A 16,482-nucleotide genomic window follows, 5' to 3' on the forward strand; every position below is an offset into this window, starting at 1 on the left:
ACCTTACAGCAACATATTGAACAAATCATGCGAAAATCGTGCACTTAAAATATGAATAACCTGAGCTTTATGTGGCACAATACTGGCAGTCAGAAACAAAAAAGGAGCGAGAACAAAATGGATATAAATTTGAGCAAGGCACAATACAGCGAGATGTACAAAGAGGCGTCAAAGGGGACAAAGTGGTGGGTGACCATACCGAAGGCGTTTTTATTTGGCGGACTTATATGCGTTATTGGGCAATCGCTTATGGATATGTATTTATATTTAGGTTTATCCAAAGATAACGCCTCAATGTCGGTATCAATAACTTTGATATTTTTATCGGCCCTTCTCACAGGTCTTGGCTGGTATGACCGCATAGCGAAGCACGCAGGTGCAGGTACGCTTGTACCCATAACAGGTTTTGCGAACTCTGTGGCGGCGCCTGCTCTTGAGTTCAAGACGGAGGGATATATTCTTGGGCTTGGGGCGAAGATCTTCATTATCAGCGGACCTGTTATTCTTTACGGCACTTTGGCTAGTGTGCTTTACGGACTTATTTATTATTTGTTTTTGAGGTAACAAGCAGCGAGGTCTGTTTGTAAAAAAAATGATGTTGGTGGGCTACCGAAAAATAATATCAGCGGGCGACCTCAGGTCGCCTCTACATAGAAACACTGCACTGGATATGTTTTAGGCAGAATAAAAGGGCAGCGAATTTGCTGCCCTTTTTATCATACAAGTGTATCTTTATATTTCTTGCCCTCTACCACCAATATTGGATAGCCGTCAAGATACGGTTTCACGGCTTCCGGATTTTCGTCTGCATACTCAAATATCTGATCTGCCAGCTCGTTAGCCGTTTTCGTCAGCTCCTTTATGGACTTTTCATTCATAGTAGGACAGACCGGCGACAATGTTATTACTTTAGTTTCGTTAAGCGCCATTACTCTCAGTGGCCATATCCTGCAGTCGAACGGTTTGTCGTCGCCTAATATACAGCCCTTCTCGTTATCCAGCATCGGGCAATAATACAGGTCTGCATTCTGTTCCTTATCCATTTTGAACAAGAAATGGTTTTCCTTCTTTATAAATTCCTGCTTAGGGGCATACTCCTGCAATATCTTGCTTGCAAGCGTTTGTGAGATATATGGTGTTTCCCATATATCATAGCTGTCAAAGCAGCAGCATATCCTGCACTTTGCACATTCCTCTTTTGACAATATTTTTGAAAGCATTTTTTCTGTCATGCCTGCCGTTTGCAGGCATTTCCCCCTTTCACTTCTATGGTATGTTAGCCACACTTTTGTGGATTGTATGTTTTTACTAATTATAACACGTTTCTTTGATAAAATCAATAGTGGCTTGCTTTTTTCTACATAGGGAGCTATCTGTTTTATGTGAATTAACAAACTATTTACATTTGCTCTGCCGTATTGGTGATATTCTCTTTACGGAAGGTCTTATTTGCGGCAAAGCCTATGCCGAGCATCACAGCCATGCCTGCCCACACAAGGGGTTCGCTTATCATGATGCCGAAATATCCCATGCGTGGGGCGAGTATCATTGCCACTGCGAACTTGCCCAAAAGCTCTATTATGCTTGAAGCTATAGGTGTTATCTTATCTCCTACGCCCTGAAGTGCGTTTCTGAAAACTATTACTATGCCGAGGATAAAGTAAAATGCTGTGTTTATTTTCATGTATTTTTCCACTGTACCCACTATCTCAGGGTCGCTGATACCTGTGATAAGGTGTGCGAAAAATGGTGTGAAAAGCCATGTTGCGGCTATTACGATAACAGACCAGCCCCATGTTATGAGGGTCGCTTTTTTCACGCCCTCTTTTACTCTGTCTATCCTGCCTGCACCGTAGTTCTGGCTTGAAAAGGTTGCTGAAGCTGCACCGAAAACTGATATAGGAAGCATATAGATCTCAGATATTTTTCTTGCGGTGGTGTGGGCGACTATTATGTCAGTGCCGAAGATATTTATTGCGCCCTGCATTATAACAGTGCCGATACCAACGAGAGATATCATAAGTCCCATTGAAACTCCTGTTGCATACATATCTCCTGCGAGCTTGAAGTTAAAGCGGAAGTCGCTTTTTGATGGGATAAGGAATTTGTGTTTTTTAATGATGTATATTACACAAAGCACAACTGAGATACCCTGTGCGATAAGGGTGGCATATGCCGCGCCCTCAACACCCATTTTAAAGCCAAGGATAAAGAGAAGGTCAAGCCCGATATTAGCGATAGTTGATATTATAAGGAAGATAAGTGGCGAAACAGTGTCGCCCACTGCACGGAGGACACCTGCGCAGATGTTATAGAACATTGATATTATCATTCCTGCAAGGATTATGACTATGTAGGTTTTTGCCTGCTTAAAGATGTTGTCAGGCGTGTTCAACGCTTTCAGCAGTGGGTCGATAAAGGCAAGGCTGAGGGCGGTGAGGGCTATTGCCGTTGCGATACCTAGGGTAAGGGCGTGGGCGACGGACTTTTTCAGGCGGTCAAACTCTTTTGCACCGAAAAAGCGTGCTGTCACAAGGGCAAAGCCGTTTGTAAGACCGTTCAGAAAGCCTATTATGACGGTGTTCACTGATGAAGTTGCACCAAGGGCGGCTATGGCGTTTTTGCCTAGGGTCTGACCCACAATACGGGTGTCGGCAAGATTATAAAAAAGCTGAAAAATGTTGCCAAGCAGAAGGGGCAGGGAAAACATCAATATCAGCTTTGTGATATTTCCTTTCGTTAGGTCTTTCATAATTCTTTCTCCTATTTATGTCTTATATTTATTCCTAAAACCATATTATTTTAGCACAAACAGAGTTTCAATTGGTTATATTACTGTGAACATTTATTGTACATACTATACAATTTGCGGCGACTTTATTTGTGTGCAATAACGAAAACGTTTTAGCAAAAAAACGCCCGACAGAAATTTATCCGTCGGGTGCTAAAGGGGAAATTTGGTGTAATGCTATTTAACTATGGCTACACTGTCTACGGGTTTTGAGAGATCGTCATAGCTGTATGAGCGTATCTGTCTGTCGGAGAAGATATAAATATATCCGTCCTGAACGAATGCACTGCGGTAACGATCTCTCTGGTCATTGTCGTTGACCATAGCCGTGATCTCGTCTTCGCTAGCCTGATCGAAATAATCGTCAAAATAATCTGTATATTCGTCAAGCTTTATAGTTCCATACTCGCTGAAGGTTTTGGTTTCTATGTTATATTTCATTACCAGAATTTTTTCAATAGTTTTTTCATAATAGGTATATTCCCAATTGTCGCCGTCATCGGTCTTGCCTACTGTGGTTATGTCATAGAATGGTATGGCTATATATTCGTTTTCGTTGTCTGTTATTATGGAGTTTGAAGAAACAGTGCTTGCGGATCTTTGGGTCATATCCTTTCCGTCAACTGTTGTTTCCATTTCTTTCTCGTGATATTTGTATTCCTGTATAGTCTTGAAGAAGTTGAATTTCTTTACTACCTTTGTGTCATAAACCTGCACCTGATCCACTGTGCCGTTAGCATTCGCTATGCCCTTGCCGCTTGAGCCGTATAAAAGCGTTTCTTGCTTTTCTGTTTTGCTCTTGTCGAGTATCTTTACGCTGAAAGAGTCAAATGACGTGCTGTCGGTGCGCACTGCGATATCGTCATTATAGTTCGTCAGTCCATAATGGAAAATGTTGTTTGCCGTTGACACTGCTATCACTTTATCATCAGGGGTCACCTGAGTTATCTTGTTAGGGTCTGAGAAATCATATACTTCATCAAGCTGGATATTGTTCGCTTGCTGATAAGTGTCATCATTGTTATATGCGGAAGAATAATCTCTGTAAACATACAGCATAGAATGATAGAACGTGTTATATCTTACGCTCTCGAAGTCGATATCCTCGTATGTGAGGGTCTTTTTCACAGGGACGCCAAGGTCATTGTCAAAAAGCCACAGGGTGCAGATATTAATGCCGCTATAATAGATATTGTGTGTGCTGATATCGTAAATGTTTGCAGAGTCGTTTGAGAACAGCGACAATCTGCCGTTATACTCATCTCCTGATATGGCGTGGCTTATATGCTCGGCGTCTGCGCCTGTGACGGTCTGAGTTTTGTTAAGCTCCATGTCGCCGCCACCGTAGTTTATTCTTGTAATAAGCGCTCTTGTTGGCACTGTGCTGTAATCATCGTCTGTTTTTTCAAAGCCATATGCTCTTAAAATATAAATGTTGTCTGTTCCCATTAAGATGCTGCTTTCACCGCAGGCGATAAGCTTTGAAGCCATGTATGAGCCTTGATTTTTTCCGTCAAAGGACGAAAGCAGGATCATGGACGGTGTATTATCTCTGGCTGTGATATACATTTCACTTTCTTCAAAAAGCTGTTTTTCACCATTGATGTATCGCACTGGTGCGATATCCTCGGGCTTTTGGTCATCTAAGAGCAGTGAAGCCGCTCGGGTGTAGCGTGACACGATGAAAAATTTTCCGTCAACTTTTCTTATGCCCTCCAGCACGCCGGGCTGTTCAAACTCGCTTATGAGCTTGATATTCTCAGGGTCGCTCACGTCAAACACGCACATTCCGCAGTATTCGATATCGAGGTTTTTCTTTCCTGCCTTCACGGGTAAGATAAAGTCGAAGAAAGCGTAAAGCTCGTTATTATCCAAATACATTGCAACAACGCTTGGAGCAAACTTACAGCCGTACTGTTCGTATTCGGCAATGTCAACAAGACCTTTTTTAAGGAAGGTTTCCGCAAAGATATCCTGTTCTGACTTTGTGATATTTCCGTTTTGGGTAATATAAACGTCGATACCGCCATTGTCAGTAATGAAATGGGCGTTTCCGTAGGTTATGTTTGTTTCCAGCTCATCTATGCTGGTTGTGGGGGTGATATCCACGCCTGAGCGAGTGAGCTGTATATCAGCGGGGTTAGGGGTGAGCTGGTGATCTCTGAGCGCCTGCTTATACAAAGCCACATAGTCATCGTCATCAACAGACAAAGCGTCGATATTTTTGAATATATAGCTATTGTCAACTATAAAGTCCTCTATGTTTTTGCTGTTGCTATTTATATAGTTGTAAAGACCCTTATAGGTCGTTCCACGGAGGCCGTCAAGACCTGAGGCGTCAGCGGACTGTGAAGAAGCGGAACTGGGGTATTTTTTGACGAACTGGGTATTGCTGAACCTAAGCACAGCAAATCCGCCTACCACAAGGACGAAAGCCGCCACCACAGCCAGACATCTCAGGGCGTTGCTTCTGCCGCTGTTTATTTTTATCTCTGCACTATTTGGAGTATTTTCGATAACGGGTCTGAAGCCTGCCACGTCCAGCATATCTTTTATTTCCTGGGGCATGAGCTTATCAGGAATTTTGTTTGCCTGTTCCATTTGTCTGATAAGCTTTCTGCGTTTTCTTAAATTTCTCATCATGTCACCTCCTTTCCAAACAGCTTACTGCGTATTTTTGCTTTACCTCTGGATATATGGGAACGGACTGTCGTATCTTTAATACCTGTTATCTCCATTATCTCCCTGCCTTTGTAGCCTGCTATACAGTGAAGTGATATACAGAGTCTTTCCGCTTCACTGAGATCAGCAAACTCTTCTAAGATCTCGCACCGCTCGAATCCGTTTTCGTCCTTGATTATTGCGTCGCTTTCATTAATATAATCGAGGTTAGAGCGTCTTTGGGCGTATTCCTTTTGTTTTTGTTTGATCTTGGCGACCAGAATTTTGAACATCCAGCTATCGAAAGCTTCGCTTTTCCGCAGCGAGGAGATGCTCATATAGCCGTCCAGCACAGCGTCCTGCACTGCATCGGCGGCGTCCTCGGCATTTTGCAGGTTAGCGAGGGCGTAATAATAAAGCTCCTTATATATCTCTCCATAGAGCTTAGAAAAGGCGTCCGTATCGCCGTTCACCGCAAGTTCTGCGAGCTTTTTTCTTCCCTTTTTGTCCAATCTGATCCCCCCTGTCGTCCGTCATAATATAAGTGTATATTTTTCACTGAAATGTTGCAGTGAAAAAAATTTTTTGAATAAAAAAATCGGGGACGAGGTGGTCGTCCCTGATGATATTTGTTTATCAAACTGTGTAGGGGCTGGCGTCCTCGACAGCCCATTTCCTATTTGCCTGTACGAGCTTGCGTTATCCGCACAAAGTTCGGCGCAACAATTCACAACATTGTCTGCTTCTTTTCATTCGTGAAAATTCCAAGCTTAGCCGCTTCGATATCGGGCTGTCGAGGGCGCCAGCCCCTACACCAAAGTTCTACCGCTGCAAAATCGCTTAGCTCGGTGCTGAGGGGGTAACTTTGGTCTGCTATGCTAATTCCTCATTCCTCATTTTTTCACACCGCATACCCATTCCTGTTCAACAATTTTATGACCTTATCATAATTAAGTCCCTTTACAGTATGATAGTCTGTACTCTCCGAATTGGTATAAACTCTCACGGCACAAGTATGGCTTATCTTCTGAAACGGATTTTGCATGACAGTTACCATTGACACTCTGTCAAGTGCGGCTATTGATTTATGAAAGCTATACCATTTACAATATGACAATGTACAATGCCCGTTTTCAAAGCCTATTGATGTTGTGAACGCTGCCGCCGCCTTGACTATCACGAGCCACAGCAATGGTATGGTAGTTAGTATAACAAGTATGGTTATTTCTCTTTTCCAGTTAGGAAAAAAGTAAAGCGTTCCTCTTCCTGATACGATGGGTATAAACGTGCATATGAGCGGTATCGTTATAAATCTGCCAAGGTCGGCTTTTCCTGTGGAGATGTCGCTTTTCACCGGCGGTATTTTCGGCATGAGCATCTTCAGGGAGCGGTCAACCTGTCCGTTTGTCGTTATCGGTATAAGGGCTGATATTTCAAGCCGTCTTTTTCCGTATCCTGTACAGTGGGCAGACACAGAGGTTATTTTGCATATCTTCATAAGCAATGATTGTCTTAGGTCGATATAGTTTACTCTATCTCTATAGAGGACGTGTCTGCGTCTTGTGCCTATCCCGCTTCTGATTATGAAAAGGTCGGCACAGCGTGTGCAGGAAAAATTCCAGTGGCGCATAAGATTCGACAGAAATGATATGAGCCAGCCTCCTGCCAGCACACCGCCTGCGATAAGGATATATTCAGGCACTTCTGCAAGCACCGGAACTTTTGCTATCTCCGTATTCACTCTGCGGAGTATTTGTTCCTCCGCCTCTCTTCCTACTATCCTATATGCTTCGTAAAGTACCGACAGCACGATTATCATGCCTGACAGAGTTGATGAAAAGATGAGAGAGAATATAACGAGCAGGCTTTTCTTTGAGTTGTAGACATATTTAGGTTTGTTTTTGCATTTGGCAGTGGCAAAATGATAAAGCTCAAAGGCTCGTTTTTTTGTAAGGGTGAGCATTATATCTGCATTTTGCAGTGATTTTGCATCGGTGTCTATGTATACGGCACAGGAATGTATAAGTCTGGAAATATATCCTTGTGACAGTGACAATGAGCTTATCTCGGCAAAATAGACCTTAGTTCGTGTTATGCCGAAATAGCCTGTGTGGGCTATGATGCAATCTTCTTCAAGCTCATAGTAGACAAATATCCAGCGCAGGAAAGCGTAGCCGAAGATAAATGTGATAGTGAGGATATCAACCCAATGTGCCTGAAACCAGCTTTGAAAGTTGAATTTTGCGGCTATGAGATACTTGGCAAGAGGGATAGCAAGAAGCCACATATATTTAGTTGTATAAGATAATATCATTATAGGGTGCTGGCGGTGGGCGAAGAAATTCTTCAGCCAGCTTCTTTTTTCTTTGATAGTTTCTCTGCGGCTCATTTAAACCTTTCCTGTCTTTGGTATCTAGTCTTCTTTGCGTTCTCTGTTTCGTATGGAGCTGTTTACTATGGCGGATATTTCCATGGCGTCACGGCGGCTCATAAAAGGTATAAGAAGTCTTGCGCCCAAGGCGTTTAAGACAACGAAGTTAAGTCCTGTTATACTGCCTAGTGGGGTTATGATAGTTGTGACGGATTTTATTGCCGAGGTGGGCATAAAATGCCGCATGGTAAAGAAAAGCCCTGTAAAGGCGGTGACTTCTTTTGAGCTGACGGTGAAATAAGATCTGATGAAATAAAATGGAAGCACCAACAGGCAAAAAAGTGCGGCGATTATCCACATTGGCATAAGGATATAATTCACGGAAAATGGGATAAGTTTTTCTATGAGATTGACCGCATAGCGGATAAGAAACAATATTACCGCAAGGATAGCCCAGAAGATAAAAAGCGGTATTTTTGAGGGCTTATATCTGTGCATTTGAGGACGTTCACCTCGCTGTTTGTTTTTTTGCGTATTTGTATGTATGGTTATCTCAGTTTTCAAGAATTAATCTCCCTTTTATATCATATCATTTATAAGGCAATTATTTGCACGAAAAAAGTGTTTTCGGGGGAAAGCTATGGAACTTACGGCTATAATAAACAAGATAAATTCGTTTTTGTGGGGCGTTCCGCTTTTGGTACTTTTGCTTGGGGGCGGAATATATCTGAGCATAAAGCTTGGATTTCCACAGATACACATTTTAAAAATAATGAAGAAAACGGTTTTTATGCTGTTTAAAAAAGAAAGCTCCGAAAGCGATTCTCTCTCGCAGTTTCAGACATTTTCCACGGCGCTTGCGGCAACTGTAGGAACAGGCTCGGTGGTGGGCGTGGGGGAATGTATCAGGATAGGGGGCGCAGGCTCGGTATTCTGGATGTGGGTGTCTGCATTTTTCGGAATGGGGCTTGCTTACTGCGAAAACTATCTGGGAGTGAGATGCTCTGACGGAAAGCTTTGCGGTGCGGCGTCTTATCTCGAAAAGATAGGCAGAACGAAGCTCACGGCTGTTTTGTTTGCAGTTTTTACGGTGGGTGCGTCCCTTGGAATGGGCAACATGGTGCAGACGGGTTCGGCGGCTGCGGCTGCCCGAGAGGGGTTTGGGATACCCTCATATATATTTGCACTTGTGGTGCTTATTTTCGTATTTTTAGTAGCTGTGGGAAAAAACTCAGCAGCTTGTCTTTGCGAAAAGCTTGTGCCGATAATGGCGGTACTTTTCATAGGCGGCAGTTTGGGAGTGATAATATTTCACCCATTAAAAGCCGCAGGAGCGATATCAATGATAGTAAAAAACGCCTTTTGCCCCACAGCCTGCATAACAGGCTCGGTGGCAGGGACGATAATATTTTCCATGGTGGAGGGGTTAAAGCGTGGAGCGTTTTCAAACGAAGCAGGCTTAGGTTCGACGGTGGCAGTACACAGCTCATGCGAGATAAAGTCGCCTGAATTGCAGGGAACATGGGCAATGGCTGAGGTTTTTATAGATACCTTTGTCATATGCACTCTGACGGCTGTGGTGATAATAATAAGCGGCACTGACCTCACGGGGGAGGATATGGCAGTGCGGGCTTACAATGCTGCTCTTGGTGGAGCGGGGAAGTATTTCATGTCAGGTTCGCTGATACTTTTTGCATTAGCGACAGTGGCAGGGTGGTTTTTCATTGGAGAGAGGGCTTGGAGATACCTTTTCCCTCGAAATGATATGATCTATAGGATCATGGCGATAGCTTGTGGGTGCATTGGAACGATGTGGAGCATGGAGCTTGTGTGGGGAGTGTCGGATATTTTCAATGGACTTATGGCAGTGCCGAATGTTATCGGGGTGTTGGTGTTGTGGAGAAAAGAGGTAGAAATGAGGAATGAGGAGTGAGAAGTGAGAAATGAGGAATGAGGAATGAGGAATGAGAAATGAGGAGTGAGGAGTGAGGAATTGGCAAAGCTGACCAGAGTTGTGCACAAGCACAAAGTAAAAGTTAGCACCGAGCGAAGCGAGAGGTAAAACGCAGGCACAAGCCCGGCGTCAGAGGGCTTGCAGGGTCAAGGGACAGAGTCCCTTGCGGAGTTTGAGGCAGAGCCTCATTCGGCATAAGCCGACTAGGTGCAGATTTAATGAGAAAAAAGCACATGAAAGTCCGATATTAAACAAAGGTGATATCGGAGCAAAAATCTGCACCGTTTTCCCTATCCCTTAGCAAATGTAAATCCGCAAAGAGCGGAGCGATTTTGCGGCGGAAGAACTTGCCCGAATAAGATGTAGGAGCTTGTTTGATGAATAATAAGATGTGCGTGCTGTGGAAAAGGCGGGTGAACACTGTTCGTCTCCACATTATGCCCTCATATCTCTCCGCTTGCGTGTCTTGTCACATGACAGCCTACGTTCACTGACACCGGCAGGCCTGCGATATGGGTCGGTGCTTCTTCTATATTTACTGCAAGGCAGGTCTGTGTGCCGCCAAAGCCTTGTGGTCCTATGCCAAGGAGATTTATCTTCTCCAGCATTTTCGCTTCAAGCTTTGCATAACGTTCCTTTGGATTTCTCTTTGATACGCTTCTGCACAGTGCTTTCTTTGCAAGGTATGCGCACTTCTCAAAGTCGCCGCCTATGCCTACGCCTATGACTATTGGCGGACATGGGTTAGAACCTGCTTTTGCACATACTGACACTACCCAATCCACTATCTCGTCCTCGGTAACTGACGGGGTCATCATTTTAAGCTGTGACATATTTTCGCTGCCAAAGCCCTTTGGTGCCACCATTATTTCTACCTTTTCGCCCTCTGCTATTTTAAGATGCACAACAGGCGGTGTATTATCCCCTGTGTTTACTCTTTCCAATGGGTCGGATACTATAGAACAGCGCAGTCTGCCCTCTGTATAGCCTCTTGCTACGCCTTTATTTATGGCTTCATTCAGAGAACCGCCTACAAAATGCACGTCCTGTCCTATGGTCATGAAGATAACTGCCATGCCTGTGTCCTGACAGATAGGGATAGTTTCTTCTCTTGCTACTCTCATATTGTCAAGGATATCAGCAAAGACGTTCTTTCCCACCGGGGACTGCTCTTCCCTGGCGTTGCACTCTATACAGCTTTCCATATCCTCAGGAAGATACAGATTGGCTTTTATGCACAGATCTCTTACAAGTTCTTCTACTTCTGAAACGTTTATCTCTCTCATTTTTATTTATCCTTTCGCTCTGTATTTGCTACCTTTTCACGGTCGCTGAGCTTTATTACTTTTTCGCTGTCAAGGACATAGCATGGCTTGCCCTCCAGAAGAAATTCTCCTTTTAGAAAATCTGCGCAGGCTTCTTCGTTGACGTTTGGGGCTTTACACAGCTTATCCTCGGGGATATCCGTGAAGCCTGTTACGCTGTCGCACAAAAGCCCTACGGAAACTTCTTCGCCCATTGTGATTATTATGCAATCTCTGTCGGAGATCTCTTTTGGCTCATAGTGGAAACGTCTGCGCAGGTCTATGACAGGCACTACCTCGCCCTCGTTCACCACTGTTCCCGGCACATAGTCGGGAAAATCAGGCACGGGAGTTGGGGTCTGCGCCGCTATGATTATTTTTATATCTTCAAAGGGCAGTGAAAAGCTTCGCCCTGCTGAGGTGAAAATGAGATATCTGCTGTTTTCCACAGCTATCCCTCCTTGTTATATTTTATCATAAGCCGCTGTCGATGCGATAATGTATCTCCTGTGCTATCTTGTCAAGTGGACACTGCTTTGACACTGAGCCGTTTTCATATGCGGCTTTGGGCATACCATAGACTATGGAGCTTTCTGCGTCCTGTCCGATATTATATGCTCCCATTTTCTTCATGTTGAGCATACCCTTTGCACCGTCACAGCCCATGCCGGTGAGGATAACGCCTATAGCGTTACGCTTTGCGCTGTATGCCACAGAGTCAAAAAGCACGTCAACTGACGGACAGTGACCTGAAACCTTTATACCTGCTTCAGAGGTGACAAAATAGCCTTTTTTATCCTTGAACAATCTAAGGTGCTGACCGCCCTGCGCTATTACCACCATGCCTTGGCTGAGATACAGACCGCTTTTGGCTTCCACAACGTTGTGACCGGTTTCGGTGCATAGCTGTTCGGCATATATCCTTGTATAGCCTGCAGGCATATGCAGGACTGCCACTATAGGGGGCAGGTCGTGGCGGAGGTCTTTAAGGATAGCTTTCAGGGCTTCCGTTGAGCCTGTTGAACCGCCTATGGCTATTATTCTGGAGGTATTTATGGCAGGTATATGCACAACAGAATTAGCTCTTGCTTTTTCAAGGCGCTGTATGCTTTCGGCAAAGCGTTTCTGAAAACGCTCGTTATCAGACGGAGTGCCGTCAGGTTTATATACGACGTCTATGGCACCTGCCTGCATCATGGGATATTTATTGTTATGCTGAATGGTAAGATAGATTATAGGCACAGAATATCGTGGGGCAAGGCTTATGATGTAGTCGTCCATATTGTCTTGGCAATCACCGTCGAGAAGAACATAGTCGGGAGAAAGGGCGGTGACGCTTTTTCTGCCGTTGCTAAGGCAGGCTGAGGCGAGCTTTGAGCTTTGGAAGCCTGCGTTTGTAAGGGCCTTTCTGCAAAGCTGTGCAAAGGCTTTGTTTTCGGTTATCACAAGAAAGAGAGGCGTCATTTTTTATCCCCTCCCAGCTTGCGGTATATTGCAGGGGCAACTTTTACAAAAGGCATATACTTCGGCACTGATTCTGCGTGACCGATATAGAAATAGCCGCCCTCCTCCATTGCATCATAGAATTTTCTGCATATCTCGGCTTTTGTATCGTCGTCAAAATATATCATGACGTTACGGCAGACGATAAGGTCGAATTTCTTTTTGAAAGTGAAATCATCCATAAGATTGTGGTAGCGAAACTCAACATTCTGCCTTATTGTATCGCTGACCTGCCAGAGATCCTTTGTGTTTGAATATGGGTGAAAATATTTTTTACGCCAATCTTCGGGGATATTCTTTATGGACATACTGGTATAAATGCCGTTTTTGGCAGAACGCAGTGCGTTAAGGGAGATATCCGTGGCAAGTATTTTCAAGTCCCAGAAACGGCGATCAAAGCCGAAATAATCGTCCATACACATGGCAAGATTATATGGCTCGTTGCCGAATGAGCAGCCTGCACTCCATATACGCATATCATGATCGAGGACGTTTTTTTCGGCATAGGGGAGAAATTTCTCCATGAAGTGTTGGAAATGGTCCGTTTCACGCATGAAATATGTATGGTTGGTAGTAAGGCGGTTTATAAGGTTGGCAGTTTCTCTGCCTGTTTCATCGCTGTAGACGGCGCTGAGATATTCTGAAAAGCTGTTGAAACCGCAGTCCAATACATAGTTGCTCAGCCTGCTTTCAACGATAGACTTTTTCCTTGCAAGGTCAAGACCGTATTTTTCTTTTATGAATGCAGTAAGCTCGTCAAAGTCTGACTGAGAGATCTCAAGACGTGACAGCATTCCTCTTCCTCCTTGTTATTATGTTTTACCTGTTTGTTCTGACCAGAATATCAGGGTCAAGCAGGGATATGTTTTTGTTGTTTGCGTTTATAAAGCATTTTACAAGGCTGTTTTTTACGGGCGACACGGCGGTCTGCTGGGGGAGGATATCCTCAACGTCCAAGACCTTATCGCATATTATGCCAGCCTGATTTGAGCCGACTTCTATCACTATGGTACTGCTTCTGTTGTCATACTCCCCTTCGGGCAGTCCAAGGCGCAGGCGGAGATCTATCACGGGAACGGCTTTTCCTCGCAGATTTATAACGCCTTTTATGAACTTTGGTGTTTTCGGGAGCCTTGTGACGGGGAGAAGCCCTATTATATCGGTGACATCTTTTACCTCAAAGGCGTAATATTTTTCATCAGAAACAAAGGAGAGTATTTTTCCGCCCTTCTGACAAAATTCGTTTATATCCTGTTCTGACATCTTTATTCACCCTTTCGGAAGTCATAATTGCCGAGAAATTCTTTCATATCCAGTATTATGGTTATACTGCCGTCACCGAGGACCGAACAGCCTGCCATGCCTGATTCTTTGAGGGGATAGGCGTCAAGGAGTGGTGAGAACGGTTTTACTACCACCTGCTGGTCAACTGTTATCCTGTCTGCCATGAGGACGGCTTCCTTGCCACCGTCTTTACAACAGAGCATTATGCCCTTTGTTACGTCCTTTTCGGCATTTGGTATATCAAAATGGTCGCTCATTCTGATAAGAGGCAGACATTTTTCACGGAGCATTATAAACTCGTTGCCCTCGGGGTCGGTGATAAAGCTTTCGGCTTTGCAGGAGAAAGCTTCGGAAACTGCGGAAACAGGCAGAGAGAAATTCTCGCCCCCTACGTCAACGCTTAAAACGTCAAGGATAGACAGAGAAAGTGGTATCCTTATAGTAAAGACAGAGCCTTCGCCAAACTTGGAGTCAACATAGAGCTTTCCGCCGACTTTCTCAAGGTTTTTCTTTACAACGTCCATTCCCACGCCTCTGCCTGAATATTCGGTTATTTTATCATTGGTGGAAAAGCCTGCGGCCACAACAAAATTGAATATCTCTTTGTCGGTATATTCATTCTCAGGCTTTGTGAGCATACCGTTTTTCTTGGCTTTCGCCATAAGCTTTGCGGTATCCATTCCTGCACCGTTGTCACGGCAGGAGATGACCACTTCGTTGGAGTCATAGCCTGCGCTTAGAGTAACTGTGGCAGGCTCAGTCTTGCCTGCTTTTGCACGGACTTCGGGGTCTTCTATGCCGTGGTCAACTGCGTTTCTCACAATGTGCATAAGGGGGTCATTGAGGATATCTACGATAGATTTATCCACTTCCGTTTCCTGCCCTTCAAACACAAGAGTAACGTTCTTTTTGAGCTTTTGGTTCATATCCCTGACAACACGGTTCATCTTCTGAAATGCTGTGGAAACAGGCACCATTCGTATGGACATTACAACGTCCTGAAGCTCATCGGTAAGCTTTTTCAGCTCACGGGAGGATTTATTGAAGCGGTCAAGGTTTATCTCGGCTTTTTTTAGGTCTGGAGAGGAGATAACAGAACCTTCGGTTATAACGATCTCAGCCACAAGGTCAAGAAGTCTGTTGAGCTTATCGAGCTTGACGGATATCATGGACTGCTCATGCTTTTCGGCATGCTTTTTGGGGACTGCATTTGCAGGCTGAGCAGGCTTTGGGGCTGACTTTTCTGGAGCAGACTTTTGGGCAGGCTGAGGTTTTTTGGCTGCGTTAGCAGGTTGCTCAGGCTTTTTCACCTGCTCGGCTTTGTCAACGTTCACGGCGTTTTTCATAAGGTCAAGAACGCCATTCGGGTCATCGGTGATAAGCTTTATGTAAAGTCCCTTTTTGGATATCTCGTCCCCTGCATTGTCGGCGTCAAGATCCTCAGGGAAAGTTTTTATTACCTCGCACATTTTACCTAAAGCACGCAAAAGCACCAATGCACGCATATCAGGCATTGCACAGCTTTCGGAATATGTGACCTTATAGGTGAGAACGCCCTCTTTTTCATCATCAGGGAAAAGTCCCTCATAGGTGTCGGTATCGGCTGAGGAAGTATCGGAACTATCTGTGGCAGGCTGACCTTTCATGGTGGCAGCAAAGGCGTGTATCTTATTTTCAAGCTCTGAAAAATCGGTGAGCGGTGCGTCGTCATAGAGTGAATCAAGCTCAGATTTAAGATTATCAGAAGCCGAGAAAAGAAGCTCATAGAGAGCAGGCTTGTCATATTTCACAGTAGGGTCTTCACGGATAATGTAGAAGAGATCCTCAACTGAGTGGGCAAGGGTAGACATATTGTGCATACTCATCATGGCGGCAGAGCCTTTAATAGTGTGCATGGTACGGAATATCTCGTTGATATCATCGGAGGAGATAGAGTCTTCCTGCTCGGTGCGCATAAGGATCTCGTCCAACTTTTCCAGAAGGTCGCCTGTTTCAAAGACGAACATATCCGCCATATTTTCCATACCGCTTTCAAATTTCGGCAAAAAAGTCACTCCCTTTCGGTGCTGTTGAAGCATACGGATATAATCAATAATATTATAGCAAATTTTTTGATATTTTTCAAGCATTTTTGTGCATTTTAAGTAAAAGAAACGATCAAGTGAGGAGTTAGGAATTAGGAATGAGGAATTAGGAATGAGGAATGAGCAAAGCTGCCCCCAAGCACCGAGCGAAGCGAGAGATAAAGCGCACGCTCAAGCTCGGCGCTGGAGGGCTTGTGGGGTCTAGGGGCAAAGCCCCTAGCGGAGTATGAGGCAGAGCCTCATTCGGCGATAGCCGACTAGGTGCAGATTGTAGTATTAAAAGCATATAGAAATAAGATATCAGACAAAAGAAATATCGGAGTAACACAATCTGCACCGCTATTCTATCCCAAAGCAAAACGTATATCCGCAAAGAGCGGAGCGATTTTGCGGCGCAGAAACTTGCCCGAATACCTGTAGGGGAGCAGCGCAATTTCTGCTTTGCAGAAATACGACGTCCCGTTTCGAGGAGTTGCGGGGGTTGAATTTGTACAAACCATGTAGGCGAATAAAGGCGGGCGAACGCTGTT

The 16,482-nt window shown here is 44.5% G+C and carries 14 protein-coding genes; 2 read left to right on the plus strand and 12 right to left on the minus strand.

From position 1 onward, the window contains the following. Positions 1-117: 117 nt before the first annotated feature. A complete protein-coding gene (gene spoVAC / locus AB5627_RS09485; protein ID WP_022288714.1) occupies positions 118-564 on the plus strand; it encodes a stage V sporulation protein AC in 447 nt (148 codons plus the stop codon). Between the two features lie 152 nt (positions 565-716). Here the strand turns inward: spoVAC and AB5627_RS09490 are convergent, their stop codons facing one another. The 6 genes from AB5627_RS09490 to AB5627_RS09515 all read right to left on the minus strand — a co-directional run bounded on the left by AB5627_RS09490 (position 717) and on the right by AB5627_RS09515 (position 8,321). Beyond that, a complete protein-coding gene (locus AB5627_RS09490; protein ID WP_242843649.1) occupies positions 717-1,232 on the minus strand; it encodes a hypothetical protein in 516 nt (171 codons plus the stop codon). Positions 1,233-1,399: 167 nt separating this feature from the next. Then, positions 1,400-2,752, minus strand: a complete 1,353-nt coding sequence (locus tag AB5627_RS09495) for an MATE family efflux transporter (protein WP_333634958.1) — start codon at positions 2,750-2,752, stop codon at positions 1,400-1,402. 216 nt (positions 2,753-2,968) lie between these two features. Continuing rightward, positions 2,969-5,431 (minus strand): hypothetical protein, encoded by a 2,463-nt coding sequence (locus tag AB5627_RS09500; RefSeq protein ID WP_288178048.1) that lies wholly within the window; start codon positions 5,429-5,431, stop codon positions 2,969-2,971. After that, a complete protein-coding gene (locus AB5627_RS09505) occupies positions 5,431-5,964 on the minus strand; it encodes an RNA polymerase sigma factor (RefSeq protein ID WP_022288710.1) in 534 nt (177 codons plus the stop codon). Before AB5627_RS09505 ends, AB5627_RS09500 begins: the two co-directional genes overlap by 1 nt. 389 nt (positions 5,965-6,353) lie before the next feature. Beyond that, positions 6,354-7,841 (minus strand): PH domain-containing protein, encoded by a 1,488-nt coding sequence (locus AB5627_RS09510; RefSeq protein ID WP_022288709.1) that lies wholly within the window; start codon positions 7,839-7,841, stop codon positions 6,354-6,356. Between the two features lie 24 nt (positions 7,842-7,865). Then, positions 7,866-8,321 (minus strand): hypothetical protein, encoded by a 456-nt coding sequence (locus AB5627_RS09515; RefSeq protein WP_046440618.1) that lies wholly within the window; start codon positions 8,319-8,321, stop codon positions 7,866-7,868. Positions 8,322-8,463: 142 nt separating this feature from the next. Between AB5627_RS09515 and AB5627_RS09520 the strand changes: the two genes are divergently transcribed. Continuing rightward, the gene (locus AB5627_RS09520) at positions 8,464-9,756 is read left to right on the plus strand and encodes an alanine/glycine:cation symporter family protein (RefSeq protein WP_368369817.1); all 1,293 of its coding nucleotides are present in this window, start codon (positions 8,464-8,466) and stop codon (positions 9,754-9,756) included. Positions 9,757-10,220: 464 nt separating this feature from the next. Here the strand turns inward: AB5627_RS09520 and AB5627_RS09525 are convergent, their stop codons facing one another. From AB5627_RS09525 to AB5627_RS09550, 6 genes are read right to left on the minus strand one after another with little or no spacing between them, the layout of a single operon-like run. Next, on the minus strand, positions 10,221-11,063 hold the full coding sequence (locus AB5627_RS09525; protein ID WP_278634598.1) for a fumarate hydratase: 843 nt from the start codon (positions 11,061-11,063) through the stop codon (positions 10,221-10,223). Positions 11,064-11,065: 2 nt separating this feature from the next. Further along, entirely contained in the window at positions 11,066-11,530 is a 465-nt protein-coding gene (locus tag AB5627_RS09530) for a chemotaxis protein CheW (RefSeq protein WP_181982547.1), read from the minus strand. 25 nt (positions 11,531-11,555) lie between these two features. Next, positions 11,556-12,545: a chemotaxis protein CheB gene (locus AB5627_RS09535; protein ID WP_368369818.1), complete on the minus strand. Its 990-nt coding sequence runs from the start codon at positions 12,543-12,545 to the stop codon at positions 11,556-11,558. After that, positions 12,542-13,378, minus strand: a complete 837-nt coding sequence (locus AB5627_RS09540) for a protein-glutamate O-methyltransferase CheR (RefSeq protein ID WP_022288703.1) — start codon at positions 13,376-13,378, stop codon at positions 12,542-12,544. The genes AB5627_RS09535 and AB5627_RS09540 overlap by 4 nt, the downstream gene beginning before the upstream one ends. Positions 13,379-13,403: 25 nt before the next feature. After that, positions 13,404-13,847, minus strand: a complete 444-nt coding sequence (locus tag AB5627_RS09545) for a chemotaxis protein CheW (protein ID WP_022288702.1) — start codon at positions 13,845-13,847, stop codon at positions 13,404-13,406. A 2-nt stretch (positions 13,848-13,849) separates the two neighbouring features. After that, positions 13,850-15,913: a chemotaxis protein CheA gene (locus AB5627_RS09550; protein ID WP_278643474.1), complete on the minus strand. Its 2,064-nt coding sequence runs from the start codon at positions 15,911-15,913 to the stop codon at positions 13,850-13,852. Between the last annotated feature and the right edge of the window lie 569 nt (positions 15,914-16,482).

It is taken from the genome of Ruminococcus sp. RTP21198st1_G1_RTP21198_201120 (assembly GCF_040924265.1).
In the GTDB taxonomy this organism is placed as follows: domain Bacteria; phylum Bacillota; class Clostridia; order Oscillospirales; family Ruminococcaceae; genus Hominimerdicola; species Hominimerdicola aceti.